Origin of the sequence: Ectopseudomonas oleovorans (assembly GCF_029845265.1) — a bacterium.
In the GTDB taxonomy this organism is placed as follows: Bacteria; Pseudomonadota; Gammaproteobacteria; order Pseudomonadales; family Pseudomonadaceae; genus Aquipseudomonas; species Aquipseudomonas oleovorans.
In genome coordinates this window covers 43,662-58,309 of the sequence record NZ_JAOCLK010000022.1, presented here as the reverse complement: position 1 = coordinate 58,309, position 14,648 = coordinate 43,662, and the positions used below count along the sequence as shown (strand labels likewise).

The 14,648-nt window shown below is 61.4% G+C and carries 12 protein-coding genes; 8 read left to right on the top strand and 4 right to left on the bottom strand.

What is annotated here, in order from left to right; all coding sequences use genetic code 11:
* Nucleotides 1–151: 151 nt before the first annotated feature.
* Complete coding sequence (locus N5J71_RS13000) at nt 152–850, bottom strand: pirin family protein (RefSeq protein ID WP_257598464.1); 699 nt, start codon at nt 848–850, stop codon at nt 152–154.
* A 177-nt stretch (nt 851–1,027) separates the two neighbouring features.
* Here N5J71_RS13000 and yegS point away from each other — a divergent pair, with 177 nt between their 5' ends.
* The 3 genes from yegS (at nt 1,028) to N5J71_RS12985 (ending at nt 3,904) form a co-directional block, all read left to right on the top strand.
* A complete protein-coding gene (gene yegS, locus N5J71_RS12995) occupies nt 1,028–1,945 on the top strand; it encodes a lipid kinase YegS (RefSeq protein WP_257598463.1) in 918 nt (305 codons plus the stop codon).
* Nucleotides 1,946–2,037: 92 nt separating this feature from the next.
* Nucleotides 2,038–2,970 (top strand): chemotaxis protein CheV, encoded by a 933-nt coding sequence (locus N5J71_RS12990; protein ID WP_279916984.1) that lies wholly within the window; start codon nt 2,038–2,040, stop codon nt 2,968–2,970.
* A 127-nt stretch (nt 2,971–3,097) separates the two neighbouring features.
* Nucleotides 3,098–3,904, top strand: coding sequence for an MOSC domain-containing protein (locus N5J71_RS12985; protein ID WP_084341494.1), 807 nt, complete (start codon nt 3,098–3,100; stop codon nt 3,902–3,904).
* Between the two features lie 241 nt (nt 3,905–4,145).
* Here the strand turns inward: N5J71_RS12985 and N5J71_RS12980 are convergent, their stop codons facing one another.
* On the bottom strand, nt 4,146–6,074 hold the full coding sequence (locus N5J71_RS12980) for a transglycosylase SLT domain-containing protein (RefSeq protein WP_279916983.1): 1,929 nt from the start codon (nt 6,072–6,074) through the stop codon (nt 4,146–4,148).
* Nucleotides 6,075–6,310: 236 nt separating this feature from the next.
* Here N5J71_RS12980 and N5J71_RS12975 point away from each other — a divergent pair, with 236 nt between their 5' ends.
* Nucleotides 6,311–8,236, top strand: a complete 1,926-nt coding sequence (locus N5J71_RS12975) for an ATP-binding cassette domain-containing protein (RefSeq protein WP_279916982.1) — start codon at nt 6,311–6,313, stop codon at nt 8,234–8,236.
* An 18-nt stretch (nt 8,237–8,254) separates the two neighbouring features.
* Complete coding sequence (locus N5J71_RS12970; RefSeq protein ID WP_003462081.1) at nt 8,255–8,941, top strand: DUF6901 family protein; 687 nt, start codon at nt 8,255–8,257, stop codon at nt 8,939–8,941.
* A 90-nt stretch (nt 8,942–9,031) separates the two neighbouring features.
* Here N5J71_RS12970 and N5J71_RS12965 read toward each other — a convergent pair whose 3' ends face one another.
* Both N5J71_RS12965 and N5J71_RS12960 read right to left on the bottom strand, forming a co-directional pair.
* Nucleotides 9,032–9,481 carry a universal stress protein gene (locus N5J71_RS12965; protein WP_017677654.1) on the bottom strand — a complete coding sequence of 150 codons (450 nt, stop codon included), beginning with the start codon at nt 9,479–9,481 and terminating at the stop codon, nt 9,032–9,034.
* 151 nt (nt 9,482–9,632) lie between these two features.
* Nucleotides 9,633–10,454 carry a hypothetical protein gene (locus N5J71_RS12960; protein WP_279916980.1) on the bottom strand — a complete coding sequence of 274 codons (822 nt, stop codon included), beginning with the start codon at nt 10,452–10,454 and terminating at the stop codon, nt 9,633–9,635.
* Between the two features lie 469 nt (nt 10,455–10,923).
* Between N5J71_RS12960 and fadB the strand changes: the two genes are divergently transcribed.
* The 3 genes from fadB to N5J71_RS12945 all read left to right on the top strand — a co-directional run bounded on the left by fadB (nt 10,924) and on the right by N5J71_RS12945 (nt 14,594).
* Nucleotides 10,924–13,071: a fatty acid oxidation complex subunit alpha FadB gene (fadB, locus tag N5J71_RS12955; RefSeq protein ID WP_017677652.1), complete on the top strand. Its 2,148-nt coding sequence runs from the start codon at nt 10,924–10,926 to the stop codon at nt 13,069–13,071.
* Nucleotides 13,072–13,101: 30 nt separating this feature from the next.
* Nucleotides 13,102–14,277, top strand: coding sequence for an acetyl-CoA C-acyltransferase FadA (gene fadA, locus N5J71_RS12950; protein ID WP_003462077.1), 1,176 nt, complete (start codon nt 13,102–13,104; stop codon nt 14,275–14,277).
* 74 nt (nt 14,278–14,351) lie between these two features.
* Nucleotides 14,352–14,594, top strand: coding sequence for a DUF1653 domain-containing protein (locus N5J71_RS12945; protein WP_003462076.1), 243 nt, complete (start codon nt 14,352–14,354; stop codon nt 14,592–14,594).
* The last annotated feature ends 54 nt before the right edge of the window (nt 14,595–14,648 follow it).

Here is a 14,648-nt window from a genome sequence, read left to right as displayed (position 1 = left end):
ACAACTGCATGGATGCAGGAGGTAGAGCGACGCAGGAAGCCAAAGCCGAGTACGCCCTACGTCACTGGCGATGCCGTTAATCAATGATCGCCAGCAAGCTGGCTCCTACAAAAAAGATCGCCCTCCTAAGCGGAGGGCGATGGTTTGTGCATCAGGCGACATCCACCAGCACGATCTCGCTATCTTCCTGCGCCTCGATGCGAATCAGCGTTTCATCGGCGATGGCCACGCCATCACGCGCCTTGACGGCCACACCGTTGACGCTGAAGACACCAGTCGCGCCCACCAGATAGGCCTTGCGACCCGGTTGCAGGGCGTATTCGGCGCTCTCTCCCGCCTTGACCGTGGCAGCCACCAGGCGCGCGTCGGTACGGATGCGCAGGGCGTCGACATCGTCCTCGTAACCGCTGGCCAGGGTGACGAAGGCTCCGGAGCGGTCGCCTTTGGGGAAAGGCTTGGCGCCCCAGGATGGCGGCAGGCCGGCCTGGTTCGGCTGAATCCAGATCTGGAAGATCTTGGTGGTTTCATTCTCCAGGTTGTACTCGCTGTGGGCGATGCCGGTACCGGCGCTCATTACCTGCACGTCGCCGGCCTCGGTACGACCTTTGTTGCCCAGGTTGTCCTCATGGCTGATGGCACCTTCGCGAACGTAGGTGATGATCTCCATGTCGCGATGTGGGTGCGGCGGGAAGCCTGAATGTGGAGCGATCTCGTCGTCGTTCCACACGCGCAGGCGGCCCCAGTTCATCCGCTCGGCGTCGTAGTATTCGGCGAAGGAAAAGTGGTGACGGGCATTCAGCCAGCCGTGGTGAGCACCACCGAGTTGTTCGAACGGACGTACATCGATCATGGTCAATCCTCCAGTCATGCACGAGTTCAGTCCCGTGCAGCGTTGATGGGTGAATGATCCATTTGGATTGATCGATTTAAAAGCGCAATTTCTACAGTTTTGATATCGATTAATTTGATTAATTTTCACGAGGGCCAGGCACTAGGCTTTCGCTGATCCTTTCAAGGAGGACGCGCAATGCGCGAACGCAAGGCCTGGTTGATCCTGCATGGCAAGCAGGCGTTGAACGAAGAGGTGAGGGCAGCGGTGAACGGCCTGCGTGAGCGCGGCTGGGATCTGGCCGTGCGCCTGACCTGGGAAGGTGGCGACGCCGAGCGGCTGGTCGGGGAAGGATTGGCCGCCGGTTATTCAACGCTGATCGCTGGCGGTGGCGATGGCACCCTGCGCGATGTGGTCGAGGCGCTGGTCAAGGCGCAAAGCGATGCCAACCTGGCTCTGCTGCCGCTGGGCACGGCCAATGATTTCGCCCACGCAGCCGGTATTCCGTTGACACCTGCTGCGGCGTTGGCCCTGCTCGAGTGCGAGCCGGTGGTTGTGGACGTGGGCATGGCGGGCGAGCGGGCGTTTCTGAACATGGCCACCGGTGGTTTTGGCTCCAACGTCACCGCCAATACTCCGGAAGAACTCAAGAAAGTCCTGGGTGGCGCCGCCTATCTGCTTACCGGGCTCAGCCGCTTTTCCGAAGTGCGCGCGGCAGCCGGTCGTTTTCATGGGCCGGATTTCCAATGGCAGGGCGAGTTTCTGGCTCTTGGCATCGGTAACGGGCGACAGGCCGGTGGCGGGCATCTGCTTTGTCCGCAGGCGAGCATCAACGATGGTCTGCTCGATGTCTGCATCGTGCCGGCGGCGCAGGATGTCGTCGGCACCTTGGGCACGTTGTTGTCCGGGGGCATTCTTGGCCTGCAGAGCGTTGCGGTCAGCGCACGGCTGCCCTGGCTGGAGGTGGAAGCGCTGGAGGGCTTGGACCTGAATCTCGACGGCGAACCGATGGAAAGTACAGGTCTGCGTTTTCGTGCCGAACCCGGTGCCCTGCGTCTGCATCTGCCCAAGCATTCGTCGCTGCTCGCTGGCCAGGTACACAGGGCTAAGGCATGATGGCTGCGCGCCAGCAATGCTTCAGTCTGCCGGCAGTCCGCCGATAACCCGAACGGCAGACTAGAATCACCCTATATCCCTCGGAGCACATGATGGCCGGCATCCTCGATTCAGTAGATCAACGCACGCAACTGGTCGGCGAGAACCGTCTGGAAATTCTCATGTTTCGCTTGGCTGGCCGGCAGTTGTTCGCCATCAACGTGTTCAAGGTGCAGGAAGTCCTGCAACTGCCCAAGCTGACGTTGATGCCGCAGCGCCATCGCTTCGTCTGCGGCGTGGTCAACCTGCGTGGTCAGACTCTGCCGGTGATCGACCTGTCCCAGGCCATCGGCATGCGTCCGCTGGTGCCGGATGAGCGCAGCACCATCATCGTCACCGAGTACAACCGCTCGGTACAGGCTTTCCTGGTCGGCAGCGTCGATCGCATTCTCAACCTCAACTGGGAGTCGATCCTGCCGCCCCCGGGTGGCGCCGGACGTCAGCATTACCTGACCGCCATCACTAAGGTCGAGGACCAGATCGTCGAGGTCATCGATGTGGAGAAGGTGCTGGCCGAGATCGTGCCGATGAGCACCAAGGTTTCCGCGGAAAAGCTCGCCGACCCGCTGCTGGAAAAGGCGCGTGGACGCGAGGTGCTGCTGGTGGACGACTCCAGCGTCGCGCTCAGCCAACTGCGCGATACCCTGTCGCAACTGGGAATTCGCCTGCATATGGCCAGCGACGGCCTGAAGGCCCTCAACCAGCTGAAGAAGTGGGCTGACACCGGCGAGGTGATGACCGACAAGCTGCTGATGATCTTCACCGATGCCGAGATGCCGGAAATGGACGGCTATCGTCTCACCAGCGAAATTCGCAATGACCCGCGCCTCAAGGATCTCTACGTGGTGCTGCACACGTCGCTGTCGGGTAGCTTCAACGAGGCGATGGTGAAGAAGGTCGGCTGCGACAATTTCCTCTCCAAGTTCCAGCCGGACAAGCTGGTCGATGTGATTCGTCAACGTCTCGAGTTGGACGAACCTCGCTAAAGTCGCTGCAGGGCGGGTGAAACCTGCCGGGCGTTGCCGCCGAATCGCAGCTATTTCCTGGGTTTCGGTGCTTGTGAGCATCGCCGTCAGCTCGTATAACGGCGTTTTGCCGACAGGAAGCTGACCCATGCTGAGTCTCTCGGGGCTGTACCGTTACCCGCTCAAGTCCGGCCGCGGCGAGGCCTTGCAGCGTAGCGCGGTCGACGGACTAGGGCTGCATGGCGATCGGCGCTGGATGCTGGTCGACGCCGACAACGGCCGTTTCATCACCCAACGCCTGTTGCCGCAGATGAGCCAGTTGAGCGCCCTGTACGATGCGCGTGGTGGCCTGACCTTAAGTGCGCCGGGTCGTGAGGATCTGTCCGTGGCGCTGCCCGACCCCGAGCAGGATCTGCGTGGCGTCGTCGTCTGGCGTGACAGCCTGCGCGTGCCGGATGCCGGCGATGCAGCGGCCGCCTGGCTCAGCGATTTGCTGGGCAAGACTTGCCGCCTGGTGCAGGTGCCGGAAGGCCGCACTCGCCAGGTCGACACTGCCTATGCGCAGCCGGGGGATCGCGTGGCCTTCGCCGATGGCTTTCCACTGTTGCTTATTGGCCAGGCATCGCTGGACGATCTTTCGCAACGTGTCGGGCAGCCGCTGTCCATGCTGCGCTTCCGCCCCAATCTGGTCGTTACCGGCAGTGAGGCATATGCCGAGGATGGCTGGAAACGCATCCGCATCGGTGAAGTGGAGTTCGAGGTAGCCAAGGGTTGTTCGCGCTGCATTCTCACCACCATCGATCCGCAGAGCGGCGAGCGCAACGCACAGCGCGAACCGCTGGCAACGCTCAAAACTTATCGGGAGCGTGATGGCGATGTGTACTTCGGACAGAATCTGCTGCCACGAGGCGTTGGTGAGCTGCAGGTCGGAATGACGGTCGAAGTGCTGGAGTAGGGTGCGCGCTGCAATCTTCGTGTCTGCAGTGGGCTGAGCCCAGCGTTAAAGGGAAGTGCTGTCCTGCGTCCCTATGATGCTGGCTATGTCTGCGTTATCTGTTGTCAAGCGGTTCCGGGAAGGCTCGGAGCTTTGTAGGGTGGGCTTTAGCCCACGTAGACCGTCGGTGGTGGGCTAAAACGGAGCGCCGCCCGGCCCACCCTACGGGTCTTTGCACCAATCCCCAACACTTAACGCAGTTTTACTGATCGTCGAAGTAACGCTCGTTCCACGCCACCAGTGGGTGCGGTGCGTTGAGCTTCTGGCCGTAGATCACCGAGTAGGACAGCACGTTCTGCACGTACTGGCGGGTCTCGTCGAACGGGATGTTCTCCACCCAGACGTCATAACTGAGGTGATTGGCGCCGCGCAGCCACTGGCGCACGCGGCCGGGGCCGGCGTTATAGGCGGCCGACGCAAGTACGCGGTTGCCGTTGAACTGGCCATATACCTGGCTCAGGTACGCAGCGCCCAGCTGGATATTGGTGTCCGGGTTGAGTACCTGCTGCGGTGAAGCCAGGGGAATGCCGAACTTGCGCGCGGTTTCCTTGGCAGTGGCCGGCATCAGTTGCATCAGGCCCATGGCGCCGGCGTGGGAGCGGGCGTCGGCCATGAACGCGCTTTCCTGGCGGGTAATGGCAAACACCCAGCTCGAATGCAGGTCACGGCGCTTGGCTTCGCGTACCAACTCGTTGCGATGGGCCATGGGGAAGCGCACTTCCAGGTCGTCCCAGTACTGGGCCTGGCTGATGGTGCGGATGGCCGGGAAGTACCACTCCATTTCATAGGCCAGGCGCGCCTGGGCCACCAGTTCGTCACGGCTGAACAGGCGGCTGACGTGGTACCACTCACGGCGCCCATCGACGATCTGGCCGCGTGCATGGAACTCCATGGCGCGCTTGATACCGGCGGTATTGCGTACCTTCTGCACCACCTTGGGATCGAGAGCCAGCGGCTGGTTATTCAGGGCGTAAGGCGCCTTGACCTGATCGGCGGCCATGAAGCCATAGAAATCACGCTCCTTGGCCAGTGCCTGGAACAGCACCGCCGGTTGCTGGCTGTTGGGTTGTGCCAATTGCAGGCTGCGCGCATTCCAGTAACGCCAGCGGTTGCTGCTGGCCAGGTCGGACGGCATGTTCTGGGTCAGCTGGTAGGCCTCTTCCCAGCGGCCGTGACGCAGCAGCAGACGCGCACGCCATTCGCTGACGGTGTTGTCACGCAGTTGCGGGTCGTACTTGGCCATCACCTGCAGACCGCGCAGGTCGAAGCGTTGTGCCAGGCGCAGGCCGATCTGCCGGGCGATGGCGACCTGCTCGTCGGCGGAGAACTTCATGCGTTGGGCGTAGCCGTCGAGCAGAGCCAGGGCATCTTCCGGGCTCTGCCGAGCCAGGCGACGCAAGCCGAGGCCGACCACGTCGCTCATGGCGTCATCGGCGGGGGCAAAGCGCGCGGTGTTCTTCAGCAGTTGCGGCTTCTGCGCCACTTCCACCATCAGCTTGCCGCGCTCGCCGAGCGTTGGCATGCCTTTGATCAGGAAGTTGGCCAGGCCGTAGTTGCCGCTTTCCACCGCCAGCTTGGTGCGCTGCCAGCGACGCTGCTCGGTGAGCTGGCCATTGGCGGCCCAGCGCTCGAACAGTGGGTCACAGGCGTTGGGTTGGGATTTGCCGACCAGCCAGAGCTTCTCGGCAGTGGCGTTGCCTTCGGCGGTCAGGCCGTGGCTGAGCTGGTATTGGCCGTAGAGGCAGTCCAGCTCGGTGAAGTTGAGCTTGGCATCGTAGTGATCGAGGAAGGGCTTCCAGTCGCCACGCTCGGCCAGCCAGCGCAACCAGCGCAGTTTCATCCAGCTGGCCTGGGGCAGGTCGCCATGTTCGGCGAGAAATTTCTCGATCTCGGCATTGCTGGCCGACTTGAGCCGGTTGGTCAGCTCGTCATAGGCCAGATAAGGCGTCAGTGGGTAATCGCGTAGCGCGCTGGCGTACTGGCGATAAGGGCCGCTGTCGCCCTTGGCCAAGGCCCGCTTGGCCTCATCATAGTACTGGCGCTGCTGGGTGAGGCTGGCAGCTTCGACACTGGCGACAGCGGTGGCGGTAAGAATCAGACAGGAAACTACAGAGAGAAAGCGACTGCGCATGGCATTTCCAGGAGAAGCAGAGGTATGGGGCAACACGGTCCGTGTCGTTGCATTGCTCTAGCTTAGCGCTTCATCGGTGCGTGGTGAATGCCGTCGGGCCAGATGGACACATGTAGCAAAGATGCGCTTTGCCTGCGCCAGATGATGAGCAGGGGCGACACCTGTTGCGTCTGTGGAAACGGCAACAGCCGGCTGGCAACTCGGGTAGAATGCGCCCCCTGTTTCTGGAGATGCCCATGACCCTGCTCAAGTTTGCCGACGTATCCCTCGCCTATGGCGCCATGCCCCTGCTCGATGGAGTGTCCTGGCAGATCGCGCGGGGCGAGCGGGTGTGCATCATCGGCCGCAACGGCACCGGCAAATCGAGCATGCTGCGTCTGGTCAAGGGCGACCAGATGCCCGACGACGGTGAAATCTGGCGCGCCCCAGGGCTGAAGATCGGCGAGTTGCCGCAGGAGCTGCCGCGTGCCGACGAGCGTACGGTGTTCGACGTGGTTGCCGAAGGCCTGGCCGGCGTTGGCGAGTTGCTGGCGCGTTATCATCATCTGGCGCAGAACATTCATGGCGACGACGACCTCGAGCAGCTGATGCACGTGCAGCAGGAGCTGGAAGCCAAAGACGGCTGGCGTCTGCAGCAACTGGTCGACAGCACCCTGAGCCGCCTGCAGTTGCCGGCCGACAAGACCCTGGCCGAGCTCTCCGGCGGCTGGCGCCGCCGTGTGCTGCTGGCGCAGGCACTGGTGTCCGAGCCGGATCTGCTGCTGCTCGATGAGCCGACCAACCACCTGGACATCGGCGCCATCGCCTGGCTGGAAGAGGCGCTGAAAGACTTTGGCGGCGCCGTGCTGTTCATTACCCACGACCGCTCCTTCCTGCAGAACCTGGCTACGCGCATCCTCGAACTGGACCGTGGCGGCCTGATTGACTGGAACGGCGACTACGCCAGCTTCCTGGTGCACAAGGAGCAGCAACTGGCTGCCGAGGAAACCGCCAATGCGCTGTTCGACAAGCGCCTGGCCCAGGAAGAGGTGTGGATTCGTCAGGGTATCAAGGCCCGTCGCACCCGTAACGAAGGGCGTGTACGTGCGCTCAAGGCGATGCGTGCGGAACGCAGCGAGCGACGCGAGCGCCAGGGCAAGGCGAGTATCCAGCTCGATACTGCGGACAAGTCCGGCAAGCAGGTGATGGTGGCGGAGAACATCAGTTTCGCCCATGCCGGCGGACCCTTCCTGGTCAAGGATTTCTCCATGGTCCTGCAGCGTGGCGACCGTATCGGCCTGCTTGGCGCCAACGGTACCGGCAAGACCACTCTGCTCAAGCTGTTACTCAGCGACCTGCAACCGAGCAGCGGCAAGATCGAGGTCGGCACCAAACTGGAAGTGGCGTATTTCGACCAATTACGTCACCAGCTCGAGCCGGAGAAGACGGTAATCGACAACGTCGCCGAAGGCCGCGATTTCATCACTATCGACGGCCAGAGCCGTCATGTACTGAGCTATCTGGGCGACTTCCTGTTCAGCCCGCAACGCGCCCGTACGCCCGTCAAAGCGCTATCGGGCGGCGAACGGGCACGACTGTTGCTCGCCAAGTTGTTCAGCAAGCCGGCCAACCTGCTGGTGCTCGACGAACCGACCAACGACCTGGACGTAGAAACCCTGGAACTGCTCGAAGAAGTACTGCTCAACTTCCCTGGCACCGTGCTGATGGTCAGCCACGACCGTGCCTTCCTCGACAACGTGGTCACCAGCACCCTGGTGTTCGAGGGTGAAGGCAAGGTGCGCGAGTACGTCGGCGGCTATCAGGATTGGCTGCGCCAGGGCGGCTCACCGCGCCTGCTCGGTGTGGGTGAAAGCAAGTCCGGCAAGGCCGAACTGGCCACGGCCATCGTCGAAGCGCCGGCCCCGGCCGCAGTGGCTCCCGTGCAAGAGAGCGTCGAACCGGCGAAGAAGAAACTAAGCTACAAGCTACAGCGCGAGCTGGAAGCGATTCCCGGGCAGATCGATGCCCTGGAGCAGGAAATGGCCGCGGTACAGGAGCAGGTATCCGATCCTGCCTTCTATCAGCAGCCGGTGCAGGTCACCACGGAAGTATTGGCGCGTCTCGAGGGCTTGCAGAAGGAAATGGACGAGTTGCTCGAGCGCTGGGCAGAGCTGGAAGGCTGACGAAGGAACGAACGGGCAATGGCCATCGAGTACCGTATTACTCTCGACGACAATCATCAGTTCAGCTACCGGATCGAGCTGAACCGCGAATATGACCCCGTCCAGGCGCAACAGGCCCCCGCCTGGACGCGCCTTGAACATCAGCAATGCAGCAATTGTCCGCTGAGTCGCGAGCAGTTCAGCCATTGTCCGGCAGCGGTCGATCTGCATCGGGTGATCGAGGATTTTCGTGGCCTGCCAGCCTTCAAGAAGGCCAGCGTCTGGGTGCGCACACCTGAGCGTGAGTACACCAAGCAGGTCGGCCTGGAGGAGGGCCTGCGTGCGCTGCTCGGGGTCATCATGGCCACCAGCGCCTGTCCGGTGCTGGCGCGCCTGAAACCCATGGCGCAGCACCATCTGCCCTTTGCCAACAATCAGGAATTCATCCTGCGCGCGGTATCGCTGTACCTGACGCGGCAGTATTTCAACATGCGCGAGGGGCGTCTGGCCGATTGGGAGCTGAAAGGGCTGGTGCGCCTGTTCCAGCAACTGAAGCTGGTCAATCAGGCTTTCTGGCAGCGCATTCACGACACCTGTGAAGGCGACTCCAACCTCAAGGCCTTCCTCACCTTCTTCTCGATGTCATCGAGCATGACGGTGTCGCTGGAAACCCAGCTGCAGAAGATTCGCCCGCTGGTCATGAGTGCGGGCGATTCGTTCGAGTAGGGCCGAAGCCAACAAGCTCGCGGCTGAAGCCCCTCCCACAGTAGCCGCGTTGGCTCTGCCCGTGGGAGGGGCTTCAGCCGCGACGCGATCTCAAGCGCCTTTTTCGCCTTTCTTCAGGCGCACTGCGAGTACATCGCAGGGCGCGCCGTGCAGTACGTCATTGGCAGTCGAGCCCAGCAACAGCGCCAGGCCGTGGCGGCCGTGGCTGCCGACCACGATCAGGTCGCAACCCTGTTCTTCGGCCAGTCGGTGAATTTCCTGGCGCGGTTGCCCGTAGGCCAGGTGACGCTGATCAGCGGTGAGTTCCGGGTACTTGCCGGTAAAGCTGTCCAGGCGCTCGCGTGCCTGCTCGAACTGTTGTTGCTGCAGCATCGACAGATCCATCGGCACATCACCACCGAAGGCCATGGCCATCGGTTCGACGATATGCACCAGAGACATCTTGGCGCCACTGGCCTTCGCCAGCTTCTGCGCACGTGTCACGACAGGGTCGCATTCCTCGGTCAGGTCGACGGCGACCAGAATGTGCTGGTAGGGCATGGTGAAATCCTCCTTAAAGGGGGGCAAATGGCTCTGTCTCAAGTATGGCCCCATTGTGTGGGATAGGGCGACTGGTCGTGAAAAAGGCAAAGAAAAGCCCGGTGCTAGCACCGGGCAAGAGTTGGGCCAGGCAGGCCGGAAACATGGAGCATCAGTGTTGGCTGGTGGCGTACTGGGCGGCAACGGCTTCCAGGCCTTCGATGATGCTGTCGGAATACTTGCTGATCAGGAAAGGTACGGTGTTTTCGTTGTAGTTGCGCAGGGATTTCTCGATGTAACGCCATTTGGTGCCGATGGAGTTCAGGGCCGCATTGATCTCCGGGGTGTTCTGCTGGGCGGCGCTGAGGTTGTTCAGCTTGCTGGCGAATTCGCCAGCAAGCTCGTCGATGGCGCGTTCTTCGCCGCCGCCGAAGAAGCTGGCGCCGACCGAGGCACTGCGTGAAGCGTAGTCCAGAGCGATATTCTGCATCAGCAGGCTCTGCTCACGGCTCTTCTGCGTCAGCTGCGGTACGCTGAAACCGCTTTCTTGCTGAATCTTCTGATATAGCTCCTGACCAATGGCCATGATGCGTTGGTTGTTCTCAGCCAGATCGGCGACGGGTTGCAGGTCGGTGAAACCCTGGCTGCGCATGGCTTCCATCAGTGCCTGGAGCCCGCTGCGGTAACTTTGCCAATTGGTTTGCAGCTGCGCGCGTAGCGCCTTGCTTGCATCGCCGGGCATTTCGCCCAGGCCGTCCAGGTGCGATTGGCCTTCCTGAAGGGACTCGCTAATCATTCGTGCGTAGCGCTGATCGCCTTCCATGCCGTTATACATGTAGAAGTCGCCCAGACTTTTCTGGGTTGCCAGGCGCAGCTGGTGCAGACGCAGCAGATCATCGGCTGGCGCAGCGCTGAGCAAGGTGGAGGAGAGCGACGTGAAGACGAAAAGGAGCAGGGCGCTCAGGGGAAATGCAAGCGAACGGCGGCTCGACATTGGCGACTCCGTGTGGCCCATCGTGGGGCTCGATTTGTTTTTGTGTTGCCCTCAGGTGGCGCTGTGCCAGCTGAAAGTGAGACGACTGTACCCGCAGCGCGGCGATTTGGCTAGGCGCCTCGGCGTGTCTATACCAAGCAGGAAAACCCTCGCAATGGTGCGTTATTGACGCTGTTTATCGGAACCGGCTGGAGGCCACGAATGACCAGGCCTGCAGAAATCGTCGGGAAATCGACGAAAAGAGGCCAATTGACAAGTGCAGGCTTTTCCCTGAAGGTGTGCACACCCAAATCAAACGGGCGTATGAATTGAGCGTTTGCCTTGTTAGGCGCGCCATATGCAGCCCGAATATCGCGTCGGTGGGTGTGTCGTACCGATTGGGGCTATGCTCGTGCGGCGCTGCCGCGGGCTGGCCTGCCGGTTGGCTCCGATGTGTACTGTTCAGCTTCCATACCGTGGAGATCAGTTGATGATTTACGAAGGTAAAGCCATCACGGTTAAGGCTCTTGAGAGCGGCATCGTCGAATTGAAGTTCGACCTCAAGGGTGAGTCCGTCAACAAATTCAACCGTCTTACCCTCAACGAGCTGCGCGCCTCCGTCGACGCGATCAAGGCTGACGGTTCGATCAAGGGCGTGATTGTCACCAGTGGCAAGGACGTGTTCATCGTCGGCGCCGATATCACCGAGTTCGTCGACAACTTCAAACTGCCCGACGCAGAGCTGGTGGCTGGCAACCTGGAAGCCAACAAGATCTTCAGTGATTTCGAAGACCTCGCCGTGCCGACCGTCGTCGCCATCAACGGCATCGCCCTGGGTGGCGGTTTCGAGATGTGCCTGGCCGCTGACTATCGCGTGATGAGCGCCAGTGCCAAGATCGGCCTGCCGGAAGTCAAACTGGGCATCTACCCAGGCTTCGGCGGCACCGTGCGCCTGCCGCGCGTGATCGGTACCGATAACGCCGTGGAGTGGATCGCTTCGGGCAAGGAAAACCGTGCCGAAGACGCCCTGAAAGTGGGCGCCGTCGATGCCGTGGTCAGTGCAGACAAGCTGCAGGCCGCCGCGCTGGATCTGGTCAAGCGCGCCATCTCCGGCGAGCTGGACTACAAGGCCAAGCGTCAGCCCAAGCTGGAAAAGCTCAAGCTCAACGCCATCGAGCAGATGATGTGCTTCGAGACCGCCAAGGGCTTCGTCGCTGGCCAGGCCGGCCCGAACTACCCGGCTCCGGTCGAGGCGATCAAGACCATTCAGAAAGCCGCCAACTTCGGTCGTGACAAGGCGCTGGAAGTCGAGGCCACCGGCTTCGTCAAGCTGGCCAAGACCTCGGTTGCCGAGAGCCTGATCGGTCTGTTCCTCAACGATCAGGAACTGAAGAAGAAAGCCAAGCACCACGACGAGATCGCTCGCGACGTGAAACTGGCCGCCGTACTCGGCGCCGGCATCATGGGTGGCGGCATCGCCTACCAGTCGGCCTCCAAGGGCACCCCGATCCTGATGAAGGATATCCGTGAAGAGGGTATCCAGATGGGCTTGAACGAGGCTTCCAAGCTGCTCGGCAAGCGTGTCGAGAAAGGCCGCATGACCCCGGCGAAGATGGCCGAAGCGCTCAACGCCATCCGTCCGACCATGTCCTACGGTGATTTTGGCAACGTCGACATCGTCGTCGAAGCCGTGGTCGAGAACCCCAAGGTCAAGCAGATCGTGCTGGCCGAGGTGGAAGATGCGGTGCGTGAAGACGCCATCCTGGCCTCCAACACCTCGACCATCTCCATCTCCCTGCTGGCCCAGGCGCTCAAGCGTCCGGAAAACTTCGTCGGCATGCACTTCTTCAACCCGGTGCACATGATGCCGCTGGTGGAAGTCATCCGTGGCGAGAAGTCCAGCGAAGTGGCCGTGGCCACCACCGTTGCCTACGCCAAGAAGATGGGCAAGAACCCGATCGTGGTCAACGATTGTCCCGGCTTCCTGGTCAACCGCGTACTGTTCCCGTACTTCGGCGGCTTCTCCAAGCTCCTGGGCTTCGGCGTCGACTTCGTGCGTATCGACAAGGTGATGGAGAAGTTCGGCTGGCCCATGGGCCCGGCTTACCTCTCCGACGTGGTCGGCATCGACACTGGCCACCACGGCCGTGACGTGATGGCCGAAGGCTTCCCGGACCGTATGGCTGTCGAAGGCAAGACTGCCGTCGACGTGATGTACGACGCCAATCGCCTGGGTCAGAAGAACGGCAAGGGCTTCTATGCCTACGAGACCGACAAGCGCGGCAAGCCGAAGAAGGTCACCGACCCGGCTGCTTACGAGCTGCTCAAGTCCATCGTGGTCGAAGAGCGTGAAGTCACCGACGAGGACATCATCAACTTCATGATGATCCCGCTGTGCATGGAAACCGTTCGTTGCCTGGAAGACGGCATCGTCGACACCGCAGCCGAGGCCGACATGGGCCTGATCTACGGTATCGGCTTCCCTCCCTTCCGTGGCGGTGCGCTGCGCTACATCGACTCCATCGGTGTTGCTGAATTCGTCGCCCTGGCTGACAAGTATGCCGAGCTGGGCGCCCTGTACCACCCGACCGCAAAACTTCGCGAAATGGCCGCCAAGGGCCAGAAGTTCTTCGGTTAACTGTGCAGCGAACAGAGCGAGAGTAGAAATATGAGCCTGAATCCTAGAGATGCAGTGATCGTCGACTTCGGTCGTACCCCGATGGGTCGTTCCAAGGGCGGCATGCACCGCAACACCCGCGCCGAGACCATGTCCGCGCACCTGATCAGCAAGCTGCTGGAGCGTAACGCCAAGGTCGATCCGGCCGAAGTCGAGGACGTGATCTGGGGCTGCGTCAACCAGACCCTGGAGCAGGGCTGGAACATTGCGCGCATGGCGTCGCTGATGACCCAGATCCCGCACACCAGTGCCGGCCAGACCGTCAGCCGCCTGTGCGGCTCGTCGATGAGCGCCCTGCACACTGCCGTGCAGGCGATCCAGACCGGCAACGGCGACGTGTTCGTCGTCGGTGGTGTGGAACACATGGGCCACGTCGGCATGATGCACGGCGTCGATCCGAACCCGCATCTGTCGCTGTACGCCGCCAAGGCGTCCGGCATGATGGGCCTGACCGCAGAGATGCTGGGCAAGATGCACGGCATCAGCCGCGAGCAGCAGGACGCCTTTGGTGAGCGTTCGCACCGTCTGGCGCACAAGGCCACCGTCGAAGGCAAGTTCAAGGATGAAATCATCCCGATGCAAGGCTACGACGAGAACGGTTTCCTGAAAATGTACGATTTCGACGAAACCATTCGTCCGGAAACCACCTTGGAAAGCCTGGCTGCATTGAAGCCTGCGTTCAACCCGAAAGGCGGCACCGTGACTGCAGGTACGTCCTCGCAGATCACCGACGGTGCTTCCTGCATGATCGTCATGAGCGCCCAGCGTGCTCAGGACTTGGGTATCCAGCCGATGGCCGTGGTTCGCGCCATGGCCGTAGCCGGTGTCGATCCGGCGATCATGGGTTACGGCCCGGTGCCGTCCACTCAGAAGGCGCTCAAGCGTGCTGGTCTGAGCATGGCTGACATCGATTTCGTCGAGCTCAACGAAGCCTTCGCCGCCCAGGCCCTGCCTGTGCTGAAGGACCTCAAGCTGCTCGACAAGATGGAAGAGAAGGTCAACCTGCACGGCGGCGCGATCGCCCTGGGTCACCCCTTCGGTTGTTCCGGTGCCCGTATCTCCGGTACCCTGCTCAACGTCATGAAGCAGAACGGCGGCACCTTGGGTGTTTCCACCATGTGCGTGGGCCTTGGCCAAGGCATCACCACCGTCTTCGAGCGCGTTTAAGCGTTAGTGGACAGAAACCGGGGCCCTGTGCCCCGGTTTTGTTTTTTTACGACTTTTTATTTCGGGAACCGCTCATGCAGTTGCAGCCAGGACTCTATCGTCACTACAAAGGCCCGCAGTACCGAGTATTCGGTGTGGCGCGCCATTCCGAGAGCGAGGAAGAGGTGGTCGTCTACCAGGCGCTGTACGGCGAGTTTGGCTTGTGGGTAAGGCCGCTGAGCATGTTCTGTGAAGAGATCGAAGTGGACGGCGAGCACGTTCCACGCTTTGCTTTGATTCAGGCCGAAGTCAGCCCCATCGGCGCTTCGCAAGTCTGACTGCGCAGCTCCCTGCGCTTGACCTTCACTTGGTCGCCACTATATATAGCGGGG

Bases quoted from the DNA above. Each gene is read 5' to 3' on its own strand.
- N5J71_RS12970 (WP_003462081.1), top strand. From the start codon at position 8,255: ATGGCCATCGAGTACCGTATTACTCTCGACGACAATCATCAGTTCAGC.
- N5J71_RS13000 (WP_257598464.1), bottom strand. From the start codon at position 850: ATGATCGATGTACGTCCGTTCGAACAACTCGGTGGTGCTCACCACGGC.
- N5J71_RS12990 (WP_279916984.1), top strand. From the start codon at position 2,038: ATGGCCGGCATCCTCGATTCAGTAGATCAACGCACGCAACTGGTCGGC.
- N5J71_RS12945 (WP_003462076.1), top strand. From the start codon at position 14,352: ATGCAGTTGCAGCCAGGACTCTATCGTCACTACAAAGGCCCGCAGTAC.
- yegS (WP_257598463.1), top strand. From the start codon at position 1,028: ATGCGCGAACGCAAGGCCTGGTTGATCCTGCATGGCAAGCAGGCGTTG.
- N5J71_RS12980 (WP_279916983.1), bottom strand. From the start codon at position 6,074: ATGCGCAGTCGCTTTCTCTCTGTAGTTTCCTGTCTGATTCTTACCGCC.
- N5J71_RS12985 (WP_084341494.1), top strand. From the start codon at position 3,098: ATGCTGAGTCTCTCGGGGCTGTACCGTTACCCGCTCAAGTCCGGCCGC.
- N5J71_RS12965 (WP_017677654.1), bottom strand. From the start codon at position 9,481: ATGCCCTACCAGCACATTCTGGTCGCCGTCGACCTGACCGAGGAATGC.
- fadA (WP_003462077.1), top strand. From the start codon at position 13,102: ATGAGCCTGAATCCTAGAGATGCAGTGATCGTCGACTTCGGTCGTACC.
- N5J71_RS12975 (WP_279916982.1), top strand. From the start codon at position 6,311: ATGACCCTGCTCAAGTTTGCCGACGTATCCCTCGCCTATGGCGCCATG.
- fadB (WP_017677652.1), top strand. From the start codon at position 10,924: ATGATTTACGAAGGTAAAGCCATCACGGTTAAGGCTCTTGAGAGCGGC.
- N5J71_RS12960 (WP_279916980.1), bottom strand. From the start codon at position 10,454: ATGTCGAGCCGCCGTTCGCTTGCATTTCCCCTGAGCGCCCTGCTCCTT.